This window comes from Reyranella sp., from assembly GCF_965279625.1.
Lineage (GTDB): Bacteria > Pseudomonadota > Alphaproteobacteria > Reyranellales > Reyranellaceae > Reyranella.
Genome location: NZ_OZ257251.1, coordinates 1,856,606 through 1,874,285 on the forward strand (window position 1 = coordinate 1,856,606; position 17,680 = coordinate 1,874,285).

At 66.9% G+C, this 17,680-nt stretch carries 16 protein-coding genes; 8 read left to right on the forward strand and 8 right to left on the reverse strand.

Annotation, left to right across the window (positions count from 1 at the left end; genetic code table 11):
• Positions 1-7: 7 nt before the first annotated feature.
• On the forward strand, positions 8-403 hold the full coding sequence (locus ACQY78_RS09055) for a DUF1398 domain-containing protein (RefSeq protein ID WP_428684808.1): 396 nt from the start codon (positions 8-10) through the stop codon (positions 401-403).
• Here ACQY78_RS09055 and ACQY78_RS09060 read toward each other — a convergent pair.
• The 7 genes from ACQY78_RS09060 to ACQY78_RS09090 form a co-directional block, all read right to left on the reverse strand.
• Positions 400-1,455 (reverse strand): branched-chain amino acid ABC transporter permease, encoded by a 1,056-nt coding sequence (locus tag ACQY78_RS09060; protein ID WP_428684810.1) that lies wholly within the window; start codon positions 1,453-1,455, stop codon positions 400-402. The two genes, ACQY78_RS09055 and ACQY78_RS09060, sit on opposite strands and share 4 nt — an antisense overlap.
• A 4-nt stretch (positions 1,456-1,459) precedes the next feature.
• Entirely contained in the window at positions 1,460-2,434 is a 975-nt protein-coding gene (locus ACQY78_RS09065; protein WP_428684812.1) for a branched-chain amino acid ABC transporter permease, read from the reverse strand.
• Positions 2,431-3,153 (reverse strand): ABC transporter ATP-binding protein, encoded by a 723-nt coding sequence (locus ACQY78_RS09070; protein ID WP_428684814.1) that lies wholly within the window; start codon positions 3,151-3,153, stop codon positions 2,431-2,433. The genes ACQY78_RS09065 and ACQY78_RS09070 overlap by 4 nt, the downstream gene beginning before the upstream one ends.
• A 141-nt stretch (positions 3,154-3,294) precedes the next feature.
• On the reverse strand, positions 3,295-4,044 hold the full coding sequence (locus ACQY78_RS09075; RefSeq protein WP_428684816.1) for an ABC transporter ATP-binding protein: 750 nt from the start codon (positions 4,042-4,044) through the stop codon (positions 3,295-3,297).
• Between the two features lie 77 nt (positions 4,045-4,121).
• Entirely contained in the window at positions 4,122-5,312 is a 1,191-nt protein-coding gene (locus ACQY78_RS09080; RefSeq protein ID WP_428684818.1) for a substrate-binding domain-containing protein, read from the reverse strand.
• Positions 5,313-5,342: 30 nt separating this feature from the next.
• Positions 5,343-6,599, reverse strand: coding sequence for a serine hydrolase domain-containing protein (locus ACQY78_RS09085; protein ID WP_428684820.1), 1,257 nt, complete (start codon positions 6,597-6,599; stop codon positions 5,343-5,345).
• 350 nt (positions 6,600-6,949) lie between these two features.
• Positions 6,950-7,837, reverse strand: coding sequence for a LysR family transcriptional regulator (locus ACQY78_RS09090; RefSeq protein WP_428684822.1), 888 nt, complete (start codon positions 7,835-7,837; stop codon positions 6,950-6,952).
• A 71-nt stretch (positions 7,838-7,908) separates the two neighbouring features.
• Between ACQY78_RS09090 and ACQY78_RS09095 the strand changes: the two genes are divergently transcribed.
• The 6 genes from ACQY78_RS09095 to ACQY78_RS09120 all read left to right on the forward strand — a co-directional run bounded on the left by ACQY78_RS09095 (position 7,909) and on the right by ACQY78_RS09120 (position 15,325).
• Positions 7,909-11,490, forward strand: a complete 3,582-nt coding sequence (locus tag ACQY78_RS09095) for an ABC transporter ATP-binding protein (protein WP_428684824.1) — start codon at positions 7,909-7,911, stop codon at positions 11,488-11,490.
• Positions 11,491-11,494: 4 nt separating this feature from the next.
• Positions 11,495-12,826: an LLM class flavin-dependent oxidoreductase gene (locus tag ACQY78_RS09100; RefSeq protein ID WP_428684826.1), complete on the forward strand. Its 1,332-nt coding sequence runs from the start codon at positions 11,495-11,497 to the stop codon at positions 12,824-12,826.
• Between the two features lie 33 nt (positions 12,827-12,859).
• The gene (locus ACQY78_RS09105) at positions 12,860-13,843 is read left to right on the forward strand and encodes a Bug family tripartite tricarboxylate transporter substrate binding protein (RefSeq protein WP_428684828.1); all 984 of its coding nucleotides are present in this window, start codon (positions 12,860-12,862) and stop codon (positions 13,841-13,843) included.
• A gap of 66 nt (positions 13,844-13,909) precedes the next feature.
• Positions 13,910-14,614: a DinB family protein gene (locus tag ACQY78_RS09110; RefSeq protein WP_428686344.1), complete on the forward strand. Its 705-nt coding sequence runs from the start codon at positions 13,910-13,912 to the stop codon at positions 14,612-14,614.
• Between the two features lie 65 nt (positions 14,615-14,679).
• Positions 14,680-15,012 (forward strand): hypothetical protein, encoded by a 333-nt coding sequence (locus tag ACQY78_RS09115; RefSeq protein WP_428684830.1) that lies wholly within the window; start codon positions 14,680-14,682, stop codon positions 15,010-15,012.
• Between the two features lie 49 nt (positions 15,013-15,061).
• Positions 15,062-15,325 carry a hypothetical protein gene (locus tag ACQY78_RS09120; protein WP_428684832.1) on the forward strand — a complete coding sequence of 88 codons (264 nt, stop codon included), beginning with the start codon at positions 15,062-15,064 and terminating at the stop codon, positions 15,323-15,325.
• Here ACQY78_RS09120 and ACQY78_RS09125 read toward each other — a convergent pair.
• Positions 15,292-16,611: an AI-2E family transporter gene (locus tag ACQY78_RS09125; RefSeq protein ID WP_428684834.1), complete on the reverse strand. Its 1,320-nt coding sequence runs from the start codon at positions 16,609-16,611 to the stop codon at positions 15,292-15,294. The two genes, ACQY78_RS09120 and ACQY78_RS09125, sit on opposite strands and share 34 nt — an antisense overlap.
• On the opposite strand from ACQY78_RS09125, the gene ACQY78_RS09130 reads away from it, so the two are divergent.
• Positions 16,602-17,654 (forward strand): phosphotransferase, encoded by a 1,053-nt coding sequence (locus tag ACQY78_RS09130; RefSeq protein WP_428684836.1) that lies wholly within the window; start codon positions 16,602-16,604, stop codon positions 17,652-17,654. The two genes, ACQY78_RS09125 and ACQY78_RS09130, sit on opposite strands and share 10 nt — an antisense overlap.
• Positions 17,655-17,680 lie beyond the last annotated feature (26 nt).

The following is a 17,680-nucleotide window of genomic DNA, read 5'->3' on the forward strand; positions in this document are numbered from 1 at the left end:
CAGAGCCATGGACATCGCCGTCATGGAAGAATGCAGCCGGGCCTCCCACGAGGAGCGCATCACCTTCGGCGAAGTCGTCGGCCGCCTCATCGACGCGGGCGTCGAGCGATATCACGCCGATCTGGTGCGCGGAGAGACGACCTACTTCATGCCCGACGGCCAGTCCCATCGCGTGACAGACAAGACGGCCGAAACACGTCCCGCCCCTGCCTTTTCGGCCGACGGCGTACTGGCCGCGGTGCGCGCGATCCAGGCCGGCAAGATCAAGTACCTCGCCTTCTGCCGCCAGATCATGGAAGCCGGCTGCGTCGGCTATCTCGTCTCGATGCAGGGCCAGCGCGCGGTCTATTACGGCCGCAGCGGCGAGACCTATGTCGAGCCATTCCCGGCGCCGGCCGCCTAACGCTTCTGGCGCAAACGGCCGACGATGCCCGCCGGGAAGAAGTAGACGCAGAGGATGAAGGCCACACCCAGCCACAGCAGCCAGCGGTCGGGGTGGAACAGGTTGGCCAGCAGCGGCACGCCGACCAGCGCCTTGTTGGCGATCGCCAGCAGGTCCTGCAGGTAGTTCTGGGCGAACACCAGCAGCACCGCGCCAATGACGGCGCCGTACATCGTGCCCATGCCGCCGATCACCACCATCAGCAGGATGTCGACCATGATGTCGAAGCTGAGCGTCGTGTCGGGATTGGTCTGGCTCGACCACAGGGCCAGCAGCGCGCCGGCCAGCGCCGCGGTGGCGGCGGCGATGCAGCTCGCGATCGTGCGATAGACCACGGTGCGGTAGCCGATCGCCTCGGCCCGGAACGGGTTCTCGCGGATCGCCATCAGGACGCTGCCGAACGGCGAGTTCACGATGCGCAGCAGGACCAGGATCAGCGCCAGCGACGCAGCATAGACGAGGTAATAGTCGAGCAGCCGGCCGTTGAGGCGCACGCCGAACAGCGTATCGCCGAACGAGAAGGAGGTGCGCAGGACCGCCGGCAGCCGGTAGTTCAGCCCGTCCTCGCCGCCTGTCAGGTCCGAGAGCTGCGAGGCCAGGATCGCGAAGGCGCTGGCGACCGCCAGCGTGATCATCGCGAAGAAGATCGTGCGTACGCGCAGGCTGAACAGGCCGATCACCGTTGCCAGCACGATGGCGACGACGAGCCCCGCGACGGTGCCGAGGGCGACCGCATCCCACCCCGCCCCCATCCGCGTGAGCGCGATGGCGACGCCATAGGCGCCGATGCCGAAGAACATCGTGTGGGCGAAGGAGACGATGCCGGTATAGCCCAGCAGCAGGTCGAACGACGCCGCCAGGACGATGAAGACGCAGATCTTGGCCGCGACGTTCAGCGACTTGGCGCCGGGAAACAGGAACGGCGCCACCGCGAGGCCGACCAGGATGGCGACCAGCGCCAGCGCCAGCCAGCGGCTGCGCGGCAGGTCGTCGGACAGGATCGAGCGGAGCATGGCTCTACCTCTTCGCCACGGGATAGAGGCCCTGCGGCCGCCACAGCAGGACCAGCGCCATCAGCAGGATGTTGGACCCCAGCGCCACCTTGGGCGCCAGGAAGCCGATGTAGTTGGCTGTCAAGCCGACCAGCAGCGCGCCGACGAAGCAGCCGCCCACCGAGCCCAGACCGCCGATGATGATGACGATGAACACCAGCACGGCGACCTGGGCGCCGATCGCCGCCGTCACCGTCTCCTGGTAGAGGCCCCACATGGCGCCGCCGAGGCCGGCCAGTGCCGAGCCGACGACAAACACACCGACGAAAAGGCGGCGGATGCGATAGCCCAGAGCCTCGACCATCTCGCCGTTCTCGACGCCGGCCCGGATCAGCAGGCCGATGCGGGTGCGGTTCAGCGTCAGCGCGAGGGCCGCGAACACCACCAGCCCGACCGCGACGGCCAGCACGCGATACTTCTCGATCGCCACGTCGCCGAACAGGAAGGCGCCGCGCAGTGCCGCCGGCCGGCTGAGCGTGATCTGGTCCGGTCCCCAGATCACCTTGAGGAGCTGTTCGGCAACGATCAGACCGCCGGTCGTCACCAGGATCTGCTTCAGGTGCTGGCCGTAGACCGGCCGCACGATGACGCGTTCGAAGGCAAGGCCCAGCACGCCGCTCACCACCATCGCCGCCAGCACGGCCGGACCGATGGCCGCGAGGTTGAGCCAGATCGAATCGGCAGTCATCCAGGGCGCCAGCGCCAGCATGACGCTGGCGGCCACGAAGGCGCCCACGGCGATGAAGGCGCCATGTCCGAAGTTCAGCACGTCCATCAGGCCGAAGGTCAGCGTGAGGCCCGAGGCCATGATGAAGATCATCAGCCCCATCGCAAGGCCCGCGACGGTGAGCGTCACCCAGCTCGCCGGCGAGCCGATCAGCGGCAGGGCGCCGATCATCAGCGCCGGGATGAGCAGCAGCGGAAGCCAGTCGCGTTTCATTGGTGCGTGTCCATCCCCAGCCCGAGCAGGTGTTGCTGCAGGCCTGCGTCGGCGGCAAAGGCCGCCATGCCGCCCTGGTGCGCCACCCTGCCGTCGTCCATCACCGCAACCGAGTCGCCGAGCTGGCGGGCGAAGGCGAAGTTCTGCTCGACCACCAGCAGGGTTGATTCCCCGTCCTTCAGCTCGCGGAAGGCGTCGATCATGTTGGCGATGATGGCGGGTGCCAGCCCCTTGGTCGGCTCGTCGATCAGCAGCAGGCGGCGCGGCTCGATGATGGCGCGCGCCACCGCCAGCATCTGCTTCTGACCGCCCGACAGGTGTCCCGCCGGCAGGGTCCAGAACCGCTTCAGCGCCTCGAAGCGCGAGAAGATCCAGTCGAGCCGCTTCTGGTCCGGCGGCCCCGATCGCGCGGCCAGCACGAGGTTCTCCTGGACCGTGAGGTCGGCAAAGATCGCCATGCTCTCGGGCACATAGGCGATGCCCAGCCGCGCGATGTCGGGCGTCGGCAGATGCGTGATGTCGCGCCCGTCGAAGCGGATCTCGCCCGCCGCCGCGCGCCACATGCCCATGATGGTGCGCAAGGTCGTGGTCTTCCCTGCCCCGTTGCGGCCCAGCAGCATCGTGAGCCCGCCTTCGGCCACGTCGAACTCGACGCCGTGCAGGATGTGATAGCGGCCGATATGCGTCTGCACGCCGCGCAGGGAGAGAAGCGCGCTCATGGCCTGCCTCCCCACTCAAATGGGGAGGTGTCGGCCTCATACGCCGACGGTGGGGTCAGAAGCGCGGCGCCGAAGAGGATGCCCCCTCCGGCCCTGCGGGCCACCTCCCCATTTGAATGGGGAGGAAAGCTTGAAGCGCGCTCACGCATCGACCGCGCCTCCAAGATATGCCTCGCGCACGATGTCGGAATTGATGACCTCGGCGGGCTTGCCGTCGGCCACCAGCTTGCCCTGGTGCAGCACGACGATGCGATCTGACAACGAGCGCACCACGTCCATCTTGTGCTCGACCAGGAGGATCGTCTTGTCGCCACGCTTCTTGATGGCGGCGATGATGTCGAGGATGGTCGGCACCTCGTCGATGCTCATGCCGGCGGTCGGCTCGTCGAACATGAACACGTCGGGTTCGAGCGCCAGCAGGATCGCGACCTCGAGCTTGCGCTGGTCGCCGTGCGGCAGGGTCGCCGCGATCGCCTGGGCGCGGTCGGCCAGCGACACGGCGGCGAGATGCGCCATTGCCCGGTCGATCAGCTCGCGATGCGTCAGCGTGCGGCTAAAGAGGTCATAGCCCTTGCCGCTCTTCACCTGCACCGCCAGCCGCACGTTCTCGAGCGTGCTGAGGTTGGGAAAGAGGTTGGTGAGCTGGAAGGCACGCCCCAGGCCGAGCCGCGTCCGGCGCGGCGCCGCGAGGTTCGTGATGTCCTGGCCGTTCAGGGTCACGCGGCCGGAGGTGGCCGGGAGCTGCCCGGAGATCAGGTTGAAGTAGGTCGTCTTGCCCGCACCGTTCGGCCCGACGATCGAGGTGAGCGTGCCCTTCTCGAAGGCGCACGACACCCCGTCGACGGCCGCGTGTCCGCCGAAGCGGATGGTGAGGTCTTTGGTCTCGAGCATCGGTTTTATAGGAGCGCGCCACTCCAGTGGCGCATCATGATCATGAGCGCCACTGGAGTGGCGCGCTCCAATAACTCTTAGCGCTTGTTCTTGATCGGCAGCGTCATCTCGCTCGCCGGGATCACGCGCACCAGTTCGAGCAGGTCGACGTTGTCGGGCGCGTCCTTCTTCATGCGCCAGTGATACATCTCCTGCAGGGCCTGGTGGTCTTCCTTGCGGAAGGTCATTGTGCCCTTGGGCGTCTCGAAGCTCATACCTTCCATCGCCGCGATCAGCTTCTCGCTGTCGGTCGACTTGGCCTTCTTCACGGCCTCGACCAGCGCGATGGCGGCGCTCATGCCTCCGGCCACGAAGAAGTCAGGCGGCACGCCGTTGTTCTTCTTCTTGTATTCGGTGACCAGCCAGTCGTTCACCGGGTTCTTGGGGAAGCCCCAATAGTAGTAGATCGCGCCTTCGAGGCCAGGGAACTGCTTCCAGCCGGCCATCACCGGCAGCAGGTTGCCGCCGGGCGCCATCTCGATGCCGAAGCGCTCGGGCTTGAGGTCCATCAGCTTCGGCAGCGGATGGGCGCCGGCCCACACCACGACCACGACCTTGCGACCGGGCTTGTCCTTGAGCGCGTCGAAGATGCGCTGCGCCGACGCCGTGAAATCGGTCGTGGCCTGCGGGGCATATTCCTCGTGCACGATCTTGGCCTTGGAGCCGACCGCGGCAAGTGCTGCCTTCACCGCGGCGACGCCGTCCTTGCCGAAGGCATAGTCCTGGGCGAGCGTGGCGATGCTGATGTTCTCGTCCTTCAGGGTCGCGGCGGAGGCCAGCGCGTCCTGGGTCGAGTTGCGCCCGGTGCGGAAGATGTAGCGGTTCCACTTCTCGCCGGTGATCTGGTCGGCCACGGCCGGCTCGACGATCAGCAGCTTCTTGTACTCCTCGGCAATCGGCAGCATGGCGAGCGCGCCCGCCGAACCGGTGGTGCCGACGGCGATGTCGACCTTGTCGTCGCCATAGGCCTGCTCCAGCGCCGCCTTGGCGAGGTCGGGCTTGAACTGGTCGTCCTTCAGGATGACCTGGATCTTGCGGCCATCGACTTCCATCGTGCCCTTGGTGGCGTATTCCAGGCCCAGCATGAAGCCGGCCTCGGTCTGCCTTGCATAGGCCTCGAGCGGACCGGTCTTGCTGTAGATCAGCGCCACCTTGAGCGGCGGCTGCTGGGCCGCGGCCGGACCGGCCAGAAGCAGACCGGTCAGCGCCAGAAACGAACGACGGATCATGAAGTATCTCCCTCCCTGGAGGAGGTCCTTCTAATCCATGATCGCGGCTTGCACCATCGTGCGGAATTGATTCCGCAGCGCCACCCGGTCGGGATCGCTCACCTGGACCATGTAGATCGCCGTCAGCTCGTTCTTCGGGTCGACCCAGAAGAGCGTGCCGGCATTGCCGGCCCAGCCATATTCCCCGACCGAGCCTGGAAGCGCCGCCTCGCCCGTCATGGTCCTGACTTCGAAGCCCAGGCCGAACCCCAGACCGGGCGGCCGGCCCGGCCGCGTCCCGGTATGGTCGGCCGTCATGAAGGCCAGGGTCTGCCTGCCGATCAGGCGCCTGCCGTTCAGCTCGCCGCCGTTCGCGAGCATCGACGCAAAGCGCAGGTAATCCTTCATCGTTGAGGTGAGTCCGCCACCGCCGGACTCGAACTTCGCGCCATCGTCGACCTTGAAGCGCGGCGTCATCGGCTGCCCGCCGGGCCGCGGCCCGGGCTGGGCGGCCCGCGCCACCTCGGCAGCCGGCACCTGGAACTGCGTGTCGACCATGCCGAGCGGCTTGAAGATGCGCTCCGACAGCGACTCGCCCAGGGTCTTGCCGTCGATGACCTCGACGAGACGTCCCAGAACGTCGGTCGAAACGCCGTACTCCCAACGGGCGCCGGGCGAGAAGCGCAGCGGCAGGGTCGAGAGCTTGGCGACGAATTCCTGGTTGCTCATCGACCGGTCGCCGATCTTTGCCGCGACATAGGCCTTGTTGACCAGCGAGGCGCCCCGGCCGCCGTAGATCAGGCCGGACGTGTGGCGCAGCAGGTCCTGCACCGTCATCGGCCGCTCCGGATCGGAGAGCAGCAGCGAGTGCGTGCCGTCGGCGGCGGTCTTCTCCTGCGCGACCTTCATCCCGCCGATCTCGGGCAGGAACTTGGCCACCGGGTCGCTGACCTGAAGGCGCCCCTCCTCCACCATCTGCAGGACCGCGATGCTGACGATCGGCTTGGTCATCGAATAGATGCGGAAGATCGAATCGGCCTTCATCGGATCGCCCTGCGCGACGTCACGCTTGCCCAGCGTCGAGACCCACGCAACCTTGCCCCGTCGCGCCACCAGCATCACCGCGCCCGGCACCAGCCCGTCATCGACATGCTTCTGCGTCACCGCCTCGATGCGCTTGAGCTGAGCCGACGACAGCCCGACATCCTCCGGCTTTGCCGCCATCGGCAGCGCCCATTCCTGAGCGTTTGCCGATCCAGCCGTTACAAGCAATGCGAATCCCACGGCCGCCACAGCAACCCTTTTCATGACGTTTTCTCCCGGTATTACTTGCTAAGAGCATACGCCGCGGGGGACGCGCCACTCCAGTGGCGCGTCTTTCTTGCTATCACTAGGCTGCCAACCATGCAGCACAAGGGCTGGCATTCCCGCAACTACCTGCCGCACTTCGATTCTGCTGAGGCCACGCAATTCGTGACATTTCGGCTTGCCGATAGCCTTCCTTCGAAAGCGCTCGCGCGGCTATATCGATCAAAACTCGGTCGAGGCAGGGCTCGCGATCAACGCTGCCTCCTGGCGTATGGCAGTGCTCGCTTGAAGACATGACGCGCCACTTCAGCGCGGGGGTTACCCCGCGCGCAGTGGCGCGCCCCCAGCGGTCACGATCGGCCTTCGAGCAACGGTCGCTCGCGATGAAAGAGGTCGATCACCGCATCCATGACGGCGCGCACGCGCGGCAGCGCGCGCAGGTCGCGATGCACCAGCAGCCATTGGTCGGCGAAGACGTCGGGGATGATGCCGCCGATCCGGCGCAGCATCGGGTCGGGATCGCCGAGATGGCAGGGCAGCACGGCGAGGCCGGCGCCGCTGCGGGCCGCGTCGTGCAGCACCAGCCAGTTGTTGCCGCGAATCTCCGGACGGCGCCCGCCACGAAAGTCCAATAACCAGCTTTGCCCCTGCATGCGCAGATGGTCGTCGTCGAAGCCGACCCAGGGCAGCGCGGCCAGCGCCGCCGGTGTGGAGCGCTTCACCGGGAAATCGCGCGCGGCATAGACCGCGTAGGCCAGACGTCCCAGCTTGCGCGCGACGATGCCACCCACCTCCGGCACCTGCTCGCGAATCAGGAGGTCGGCCTCGCGGCGCGACAGGTTGGCCAGCGTGTGGCTCGAAACTACCTCGAATTCGATCTGAGTGAGCTTGCGCCTGAGCTCGGCGGAGTAGCGGGCGATCAGCGCGGCGGTCGCCTCCTCCGCCGAGAGCCGCACCGTGCCGCTCACCGTGTCGCTGAGCCCGGCGCTGCGGCGGTGAATCGACTGCGCCGCCTTCTCCATCGCCTCGGTGTCGGCCAGCAGCTCCTCGCCCGCACCGGTGGGCACGAAGCGATCGGGCAACCGATCGAACAGGCGCGCGCCGATCTGCTTTTCCAGCGCCTGAATGCGGCGCGAGACCGTGGGATGACTGACGCCCAGCGCCTTCGCCGCCGTCGTCAGCGTGCCGCCGCGCGCCAGGGCCAGGAAGATGCGGAGATCGTCCCAGTTCTTGTCCATGTTCAGAAATGTACAGCGGGCTTTCCGAAATGTGGACTGACGAATACGGGTGTTCGCCCTAGCATCGCATCATGCACATCGAACCCCGCCTCCTCGTCTTCACCAAGGGCGTGCGTGCCCGCATCGCCGCCACCGTCGCCGTCGGCCTTCTGGGCGTGGGCTGCGGCATCGCCCGGCTCGGCCTTCTCGGCTGGCTGATCGGCCAGATTTTCGTTGGACGGCCGCTGCAGGAACTCATTCTCCCGATCCTGCTGATCGCCGGGGTCATGGTGCTGCGCGGTGTGGCCGAGCACTGGCGCGCCGTGCTGGCGCACGAGACGGCCGCACGGGTCCAGAAGATGCTGCGCCGCACGCTCTACGACAAGGTCGCCTCGCTCGGCCCGGCAACCGTCGGCCGGCAGCGCTCCGGCGGTCTCACCCTGTCCATGATCGACGGCGTCGAGCAGCTCGAAACCTATTTCGGGCAGTTCCTGCCGCAGTTCCTGATCGCGCTGCTGACGCCGTTTCTGATCTTCGCCGTCATCTCCTTCATCGACCTGCCGGTGGCGCTGGTCATGCTGGGCTTCGCGCTGGTCGCGCTGTTCGCCCCGGCCCTCTGGCACAAATGGGACGTGCGCGCCTCGATCGCGCGCATGACCGCCTACAAGTCGTTCGCCGCGGAGTTCCTCGATTCGATCCAGGGGCTGGCGACGCTGAAGGCGTTCGGCCAGGGCAAGGCGCGCGCCGACAAGCTCGAGGTGGAAGCCCGCGATCTGTTCCGCCGCACCATGTGGGTGCTGGGCACCAACTCGCTGGCGCGCGGCATCACCGACACGTCGATCGCGGGCGGTGCGGCGGCGGCGCTGATCTATGGCGCCTCGCGGGTCGAAGCCGGAGCCATGACGCTCACCTCGCTGCTGGTCATCCTGATGCTGGGCATCGAGATCTTCCGGCCGATGCGCGAGCTGCGCTCGGTACTGCACCAGGGCATGGTCGGCCTCTCGGCGGCGCAGGGCATCTACCGCATCCTCGACGACACGCCGTCGGTGATCGACCCGGCGCCGGCCCGTCTCGATGGGCTGCTGGCCCCCACGATCGCCTTCGAGGACGTGCGCTTCTCCTATCCCGGCACGCGCCGCACCGTGCACGAGCGGCTGAACTTCACGGCGGCTGCCGGCGAGCGGCTCGGCCTCGTCGGCTCCTCGGGCGGCGGCAAGTCGTCGATCGTGCGCCTGCTGCTGCGCTTCTACGATCCCGACCAGGGCCGCATCCTGCTGGGCGGCCACGATCTGCGCACGCTGTCCTTTGCGCAGATCCGCTCGCTGATCTCGGTGGTGAACCAGGACACGTTCCTGTTCCACGGCACGGTCGAGGAGAACATCCGCCTCGGCCGGCCGGGCGCCTCGCGCGAGGAGATGGAGGACGCGGCCAGGGCCGCCAACATTCACGACTTCATCGAGAGCCTGCCGCAGGGCTACGCGACGATCATCGGCGAAAAGGGCATCAAGCTCTCCGGCGGCCAGCGCCAGCGGGTGGCCATCGCCCGCGCGCTGCTGCGCGACACGCCGATCCTTGTGCTCGACGAGGCCCTGTCCGCCGTCGATGCCGAGAACGAGGCGGTGATCCAGGAAGCGCTCGACCGGCTGATGCAGGGCCGCACGACGCTCATCCTCGCGCACCGCCTGTCGAGCGTCATCGACTGCGACCGCATCCTCGTGCTCGACCGCGGCCATGTCGCCGAAGAGGGCAAGCATGCCAAGCTGATGAGCCAGGGCGGCGTCTATGCGCAGCTCATGGCCGAACAGGCGCGCGAGCAGCAGGCCGGCGTCACGCTCGATGCGCTCGCGGTCCCCCAGCGCGCCGAGACGATCGCCAGCACCTCGGGCGGTGCGATGAAGCCGGTCACCGAAGGCATCATCAAGGCCGAGGGCCTGACCTGGTATCAGGTCGTCGTGGCACTGATGAAGGTGATCATGCCGTGGAAGGGCAAGCTCACCGCCACCTTCATCCTGGGCGTGGCGCGCGTCGTTTCCTTCATCGGCATCGGCGTTCTCTCGGCGCTGATCGTGCTGGCGCTCAAGAATCACCAGCCCTATGGCGGCCTGGCCATCGCGCTGGCCATCCTGGCGCCCGTCTCGGGCATCCTGCACTGGTTCGAATCCTGGCTGGCCCACGACATGGCCTTCCGCCTGCTGGCCGAGATGCGCATCGACGCCTTCCGCAAGCTCGACGCGCTGGCGCCGGCCTATCTCACGCGCCGCCGCACCGGCGACCTGATGGCGCTGGCCACCAACGACATCGAGCTGGTCGAGTATTTCTTCGCCCATACGGTGGCGCCGGCCTTCGTGGCGATCCTGATCCCCGCCGCCGTGGTGATCGCGCTGGCCATGACGAGTGGCTGGCTGGCGATCACGCTGGTGCCGTTCCTGCTGGCCGTGGGCCTGAGCCCGTTCCTGATGCGCAAGAGGGTGGACCGGTTGGGCAGCCAGGCGCGCGAGGCGGCCGGCGAGCTCGGCGCCTTCGCCGTCGACTCGGTGCAGGGTCTGGGCGAGATCGTGGCCAACCAGCAGGAGCGCGCGCGCGGCGACAAGCTCGACGAACTGTCGGAGCGCCACATCTCGCTGCGCCTGCCCTTCTTCAGCGAGCTCACCATGCAGCACGCCATCCTCGAAGTGCTGACGGGCCTGGGCGGCCTCGCCATCGTCGTGGTCGGCGCCGTCCTCGCCTCGCGCGGCACGCTCGATCCCGGGCTGCTGCCGCTGATGACCATCCTCGCCATGTCGGCCTTCCTGCCGGTCTCCGAGATCGCGCAGATCGGCCGTCAGCTCGCAGACACGCTGGGCGCCACGCGGCGCGTCTATGCGCTGGCCAACGAGCCGATCCCGGTGCGCGACGGCCGGGGCGTGCCCGCCGCGCGCGGAGCGGCGGCGCTGGCGCTGGAACAGGTGAACTTCACCTATCCCGGCCAGACCCGGCGAGCTTTGTCGGATGTCAGCTTTGCCATTCCCGCCGGCAAGACGGTGGCGCTGGTCGGCACGTCGGGTGCCGGCAAGACCACGACGGCGCAACTACTGATGCGCTTCTGGGACCCCGACACCGGCCGCATCACGCTGAACGGCACCGACCTGCGCGACTACAAGCTCGACGAGCTGCGCGGCCTTGTGGCGCTCGTGGCGCAGGACACCTACCTGTTCAACGACACGCTGCGCGCCAACATCCTGATCGCGCGGCCCGAGGCGACGGAGGCCGAGCTGCTGGCCGTGATCGAGCATGCGTCGCTGGGCGAGCTGGTCGCGGCGCTGCCGCTGGGTCTCGACTCGCCGGTCGGCGAGCGCGGCACCAGCCTGAGCGGCGGCCAGCGCCAGCGGGTGGCCATCGCGCGCGCCTTCCTGAAGGACGCGCCGATCCTGATCCTCGACGAGGCGACGTCGCATCTCGATGCGGTGAACGAGCAGGCGGTGCGGCGCGCGCTCGACGTGCTCAAGGCCGACCGCACCACCATCGTGATCGCGCATCGTCTATCGACCGTACGCGATGCCGACCTGATCGTGGTGCTGGACGAGGGCCGGGTGGCGGAAAGCGGCACGCACGCCTCTCTGGTTTCGCGCGGCGGTCTCTATGCGCGACTCGTGTCGCGCCAGCTTGCGTCGGTCTACGCGCCGGCTGCACAGTGAGGGGATGAAGCGACAGCTCCACCTCAACCTGTTCATCCAGAGCCGGGGCCATCACGAAGCTTCGTGGCGGCATCCCGACTCCTCGCCGCTCGCGCTGACCGACATCGCGTATTTCCGAGACCTCGCGCAACGCGCCGAGGCTGGCCTTTTCGATTCAATCTTCCTGGCCGACCAGCTGGCGCTCGCCGACACCGTGGCGCACGCCGCCAGCACCTGGCTCGAGCCGATCACCGCGCTCGCCGCCATCGCCGGCTCGACGCAACGCATCGGCCTGATCGCCACGGCGTCGACCACCTACTCCGAGCCGTTCAATCTCGCCCGCCAGTTCGGCTCCCTCGACCATATCAGCGGCGGCCGGGTCGGCTGGAACATCGTGACTTCGTGGCTCGCCCCGGCTGCGCGCAACTTCGGGGGCACGGGTCTGGTGAGCCACGACGAGCGCTACGAGCGCGGCGAGGAGTTCGTGCAGGTTGCGAAGGCCCTGTGGGATAGCTGGGCCGACGATGCCGTGCTCGACGACCGCGCCAGCGGCAATTATGCGCGCGCCGATCGCATCCGGCCGATCAACCACGAGGGCAAGTACTATCGTGTCGCCGGTCCGCTCAACATGCCGCGCGGACCGCAGGGCCGGCCGGTGTTCGTGCAGGCCGGCTCGTCCGACACCGGCCGCCGCTTCGCCGCCCGCCATGCCGAGGCGGTCTTCACCGCGCAGATGGAAAAGACCACCGCGCAGGAATTCTACGCCGACCTGAAGAAGCTCGCGGCGGCCGAGGGCCGTCCGTCCGAGCATGTGCTGATCCTGCCCGGCCTCAGCCCCGTGATCGCCTCGACCGAAGCCGAGGCCAAGCGCCTGGCAAAGGATCTGAACGAGCTCACCGATCCCGAGGTCGGGCGCAAGCGTTTGAGCGGCCGCTTCGGCGGCCATGACTTCTCGCACCTGCCACTCGACCGGCCGTTGACGGCCGAGGACTTCCCCGATCCCGGCACGGTCCAGGCCGCGCGAAGCCGCACCGAAGTGATCGTCGGACTGGTCCGCCGCGAGAAGTTCACCCTGCGCCAACTGCTCGCCTATCTCGCCGGCGCGCGCGGCCACTTCACGACCGCCGGCACACCTGAACAGATCGCCGACCTGATCGAAGACTGGTTCAACGACGGCGCGGCCGACGGCTTCAACCTCATGCCGCCTCTGCTCCCCGCGATGCTCGACGTGTTCGTCAGCCAGGTCGTCCCTCTCCTGCAGAAACGTGGACTTTTCCGGACCGGCTATGAAGGCACGACGTTGAGAGATCATTTCGGCCTGCCGAGACCGGTTGGGGGAATTTGCAGGGCGAGCTGATACAGAATTCGCAGGATGGCGTATAAAATAACCATGCTTCGGCCGAACCGCCGCTCAATCCTGACCTCCGCCGGAGCGGCTTTCCTACCGCTTCCGGCCCTCGCGCAGTCCGCGCTGCCGGATCGCGCGCTGCGTATCATGGTGGGATATGCTGTGGGCGGCGGCACCGACCTGGTCGCCCGCGCCATTGCGCCGGCCCTCCAGCAGCGCACCGGCCGTAACGTTACCGTCGAGAACCGTCCGGGCGCCGCTGGCCTCACCATGGTCGAGTCGCTGAAGAAAGCGGCACCCGATGGCTCGATCGTGGGAGTGGTTCCCAGCACCATCCTGATCCGCCATCTGACATCGCCTGCGACCTTCCCGATCGATCCGATGCTCGACCTCGCGCCGCTCGGCATCGTCGGTACGTTCGAGACCGCGTTCTGCGTGTCACCTTCGATCGGCGTCCGCACGATGGCGGAATACGTGCAGTGGGTGAAGGATGGGCCGCCCGACCGCCTTCGTTTCGGCACGGCCGCACCGGACACTTTCTCTCAGTATTTCGCGCAACTGTTGGGGCGGCAGTACGACATTACGCTCGAGCCCGTACCCTTTCGCGGGGCGGGCCCGCTTTCGTCCGACCTCGGCACGGGGCGAATCCCTGCCGGCTGTGGCGGGCTTGCGTCTTTCGTCCACCAGCATCGCGGGGCGAGGCTCAGGATTGTCGCCACCTCCGGACCGGCCCGAAGCCCTGTCCTGCCAGACGTGCCGACAGTCGTGGAGCTGGGTTTCCCCAAGCTCCAGCTGATCGACTGGTACGCCTTCTTCGCGCCCGCGGCCCTGCCACCGCCCCGCATTGCCGCCTGGAATCGCGAGCTGGCTGTCACGGTGGAGCGGTCGGATGTGCGGGAGCAGCTGACCCAGTACGGCGTGATCGTGGGCGTAACGAAGCCCGATGAATGTTCGGTACGTCTTGCCACAGACCTCACCCGGTGGCGGAGCCTGCTTGACATGCTGGGCATCCGGGTCGCCAATTGACACATTAGGGAGAATGCAGTGACAGAGCCGCTGAAGGTTTTCTGGCAGCCCGGTTGAACGAGCTGTCTGAGACTCAAAGAGTTTCTATCGGTCCGTGGGATCGAATTCGTCTCCGTTAATGTTCTCGAAGATCCGGCAGGTCTGGCCGAGCTGCAGTCATTGGGTGCGCGCTCGGTGCCGGTACTTTCCCGTGGCAGCAAGTTCATCTTTGGCCAGAGCACCCGGGAGATCGTGGCCTTCCTCGGTCTCGAGGAAAAATCGGGCCCCGAACTCTCGCCCGCCGAGCTCTACGCGCGCCTCGACAGGTTCATGAGCGCCGCCAACGGGCTGCTGCCGCTCATGCCGCCCGAGAAGCTCCATGTCCACGTGCCGGGACGGCCGCGCAGCTATCGGGCGCTCGCCTTTCATCTCTTTCGGGTGGTCGCCGCGTTCCTCGATGCCGAACGGGGCACGACCCTCGTCCAGGCTGCGTTTCGCGAAGAGCCGGCACCGGACGCGGATATGGCATCGGTGGCGGCCTATGGCGCTTCGGTGCAGGAGCGATTCCGAAACTGGTGGACCCAGGGCGATACCGGCGCGGCCCGCCTGCTCTCGACCTATTACGGTCCGCAGACTCTCCATGAGCTCCTCGAACGCACGACCTGGCATTCCGGCCAACATGTGCGGCAGTGGATGATGCTCCTGGAGCGCGAGGGCGTTTCCCACGAGCGACCTCTCGTGGATGCAGACTTCGCGCGATTGCCGATGCCCCGGAACGTCTGGGACGGCTGAGCGCAACCTCGCCGGGCTGGGAGCGTTATCTGCCAGACATTCCCATAACCCACCGGAGAACAACCATGCGCGTCACCAGCCACGCCAATGGCAAGGATCTGAGCAAGGAAATTGCTGCCCTCAAGGCGCAGCTCGAGGAACTCGCCGATTCGATGAACGGAACCGGTCAGTCGCTCGTCGCGCGCGGCGAGGAGGCCGTCGAGGACACGCTGAAGGCGGCCCGCGAGCTGATTGCCAAGTACGGCGATACCGCCAAGGCAATCGCCGAAGACACGGTGGCCCTGAAGAACAAGGCGACCGACACGCTCGTGGAACAGACCGAAGCGCGGCCGCTGACGACCTTGGCCGCCATCGCCGGCATCGGCTTCCTCGCAGGCTGGCTTTGTCGTCGGCAGTAGCCGGCCGGCAACTCGTACGTCTCGGCCAGCTCCGGCGACGACCCCCTCGATGATCGGCCCTCTGCTCCGGGTCGCGGCCAGTTCGGTCGCGGCCCGTTCGCTGCGCACAGCTGCACAGGAGGCGCTGAGCAACGCGCTCCTCGCCCTCGGCGCAGCGCTCGCGTTGGGCGTCGGGGCGATTTTTCTATCCTTCTCTGCGTACGTGTTGCTGGAGAGCCGCCTCGACCCCGCCGGCGCATCGGCCATTGTCGGCCTCTTCTGGGCCTCGCTGGGTGGCGCCTACTTCGTGGCCAACCGGCGTCGCCGGACCTGAACCGGTGTCGTCGTCGAGGCCAGCGGCGGCTTCACGGCGAGCCGCTCGCTGACCGGTCGATCCTCTGACAAAAGCACCTCCAGCCAGCGCAATGACGGCAGATGCGCTGCCACGGTACTGACCAGGATCAACAGCGGTACCGCCACGATCGCGCCCACCGCTCCCCACATCCACCCGAGAAAGGCGACACCCGCAAACACCGCGACTGTGTTCAGGGCGCAGCGCCGACTAACGAAGGTCGGAGTGATGAGCTGGGACTCCACGAAATGGATGGCCGCAAGCACCGCAGGCGCTGCCAGCATATGGATCCAATCTTCGTAGGTGAGCAGCGCCACGAAAGCCACCAGGCCGATCGCTACCGGCGGACCGACGAACGGCACGAACGACGCGAGGCCCATCAGCACGCCCCACAGGATCGGATTGGGAAAGCCCAGCAAGGCAAGCACGATCGTCGAGGCGACAGCGACCAGGGAATAGATGACCACCAGCGCGAACAGGTAGGTGCCCACACGCTCGTTGATGTCACGCATGACGCGCGCGATCCTCACCCGGATTCGGAAGTTGATCGGCACGCGAAGGATCTGCCGTTTGTGGTCGTTGCGATGGGCGAGCAGCATGAAGGCCAACACCCCCGCGTAGCCGACCTGCAACAGCAGCGCCGGCGTCGTGCTCATCACCTCCGAGAGCAGCGACTTGTCTCGTACCACGATCGTCTCTGGAGGCTTCTTTTCCGAATTGGCTTGCGCGGGCTGCGCCTGGGTTGCCTGCTCCACCCGGTCCGTGACCTGCTTCACGACGGCCAGTGACTTGCGCAAACCCTCGAGCTTCCGTTCCAGCGTATAGGTCAGGTAGGGCGCCTGCTCAGCCCATGTCGAGAGGGCCGGCGCCGCCACCACCAGCAGGCTCGCCACCACCAAAGCCAGCAACGTCACCGACGCACCCGCTGCCGCCGTCGGGGGAAGACGAAGACGTTCGAACTTCTTCGCCACGGGCGTGAGAATCAGAGCGAGGACGATCGCGGCGGCCGTGGGGATGAGGAAGTCACGCGCCAGGTAGGCCACGACGCCGACGGCGCAAACCGCAAGAACGATCAGCGGACGACGTATCGCCGACCCGCCACGTAGATTGACGGTCGGAACCCGCAGGACTGAATTTTGGGACACGGAACCTCGCTGATGGCCAACAACGCGTCCTTTACGGAGGAGTTCCGCTCGTTCCTCCCTGCGGGATGCAGCGTTTGCGCAAGGCCGCGCGCGGACATTAGGCTCGAAGCCGCATGCCGACATACGCTGACACCGTCCCCGTGATGGAGCGCCACCGTTTCGACGTGGCCTCCCTCGACCGCTACTTCCGCGAGAAGCTCGAGGGCTATCGCGGCGGACTCGAAGTCCGTCAGTTCGATTCGGGTCATTCCAACCCGACCTTCTTCGTCGCCGCCGACATGGTGGACGGCCGCCGCGACTTCGTGCTGCGCAAGAAGCCGCCGGGGCAGCTGGTCGTCTCGGCCCATCAGGTCGACCGCGAGTTCCGCGTCATCTCCGCCCTCGCCACGACTGATGTGCCCGTCGCACCCGCCCGGCTGCTCTGCGCTGACGACGCCGTCATCGGCCAGATGTTCTATGTCATGGAGGCCGTGCCCGGCCGCATCCTGGTGAACCCGGCGTTGCCCGGTCAGACTCCCGCCGAGCGAACAGCCATCTTCGATTCGATGAACAATGTGCTGGCGCGCCTGCACAAGGTCGATCCCCAGGAGGTCGGTCTCGGCGACTATGGCCGCAGCGGCCAGTACATCGCCCGCCAGATCTCGCGCTGGAGCCGGCAATACGCCGAGCTCAAGACCGAAGACATCCCGGCCATGGACAAGCTCTCGTCCTGGCTGCCCGAGAACATTCCCGACGACGGCGATCCCACCACAATCGTCCACGGCGATTACCGGCTTGGCAACCTGATCATCCATCCCACCGAACCGCGGGTGGTGGCGGTGCTCGACTGGGAGCTGTCGACGCTGGGGCACCCCTTGTGCGACGTCGCCTACAATTGTCTCGGTTATCATCTCAAGGAGCCGCCGCACGGCTTCGCCACGGTCGACTTCGCGGCGCTGGGGCTTCCCACCGAGCAGGAGTATGTCGCCGCCTACTGCCGGCGCACCGGTCGCACTTCGATCCCCAACTGGAACTACTACCTCGCCTTCTCCCTGTTCCGCCTCGCCGCCATCGCGCAGGGCGTCTACCGGCGCGGGCTGCAGGGCAACTCGTCCAATCCCGACTCGATCAAAATGAGCAAGTCCGCGAGAGAACGGGCGGAGCTCGCATGGAGCCTGGTTACGTAAGAATAATAAATCCGGAGGAAACAAGA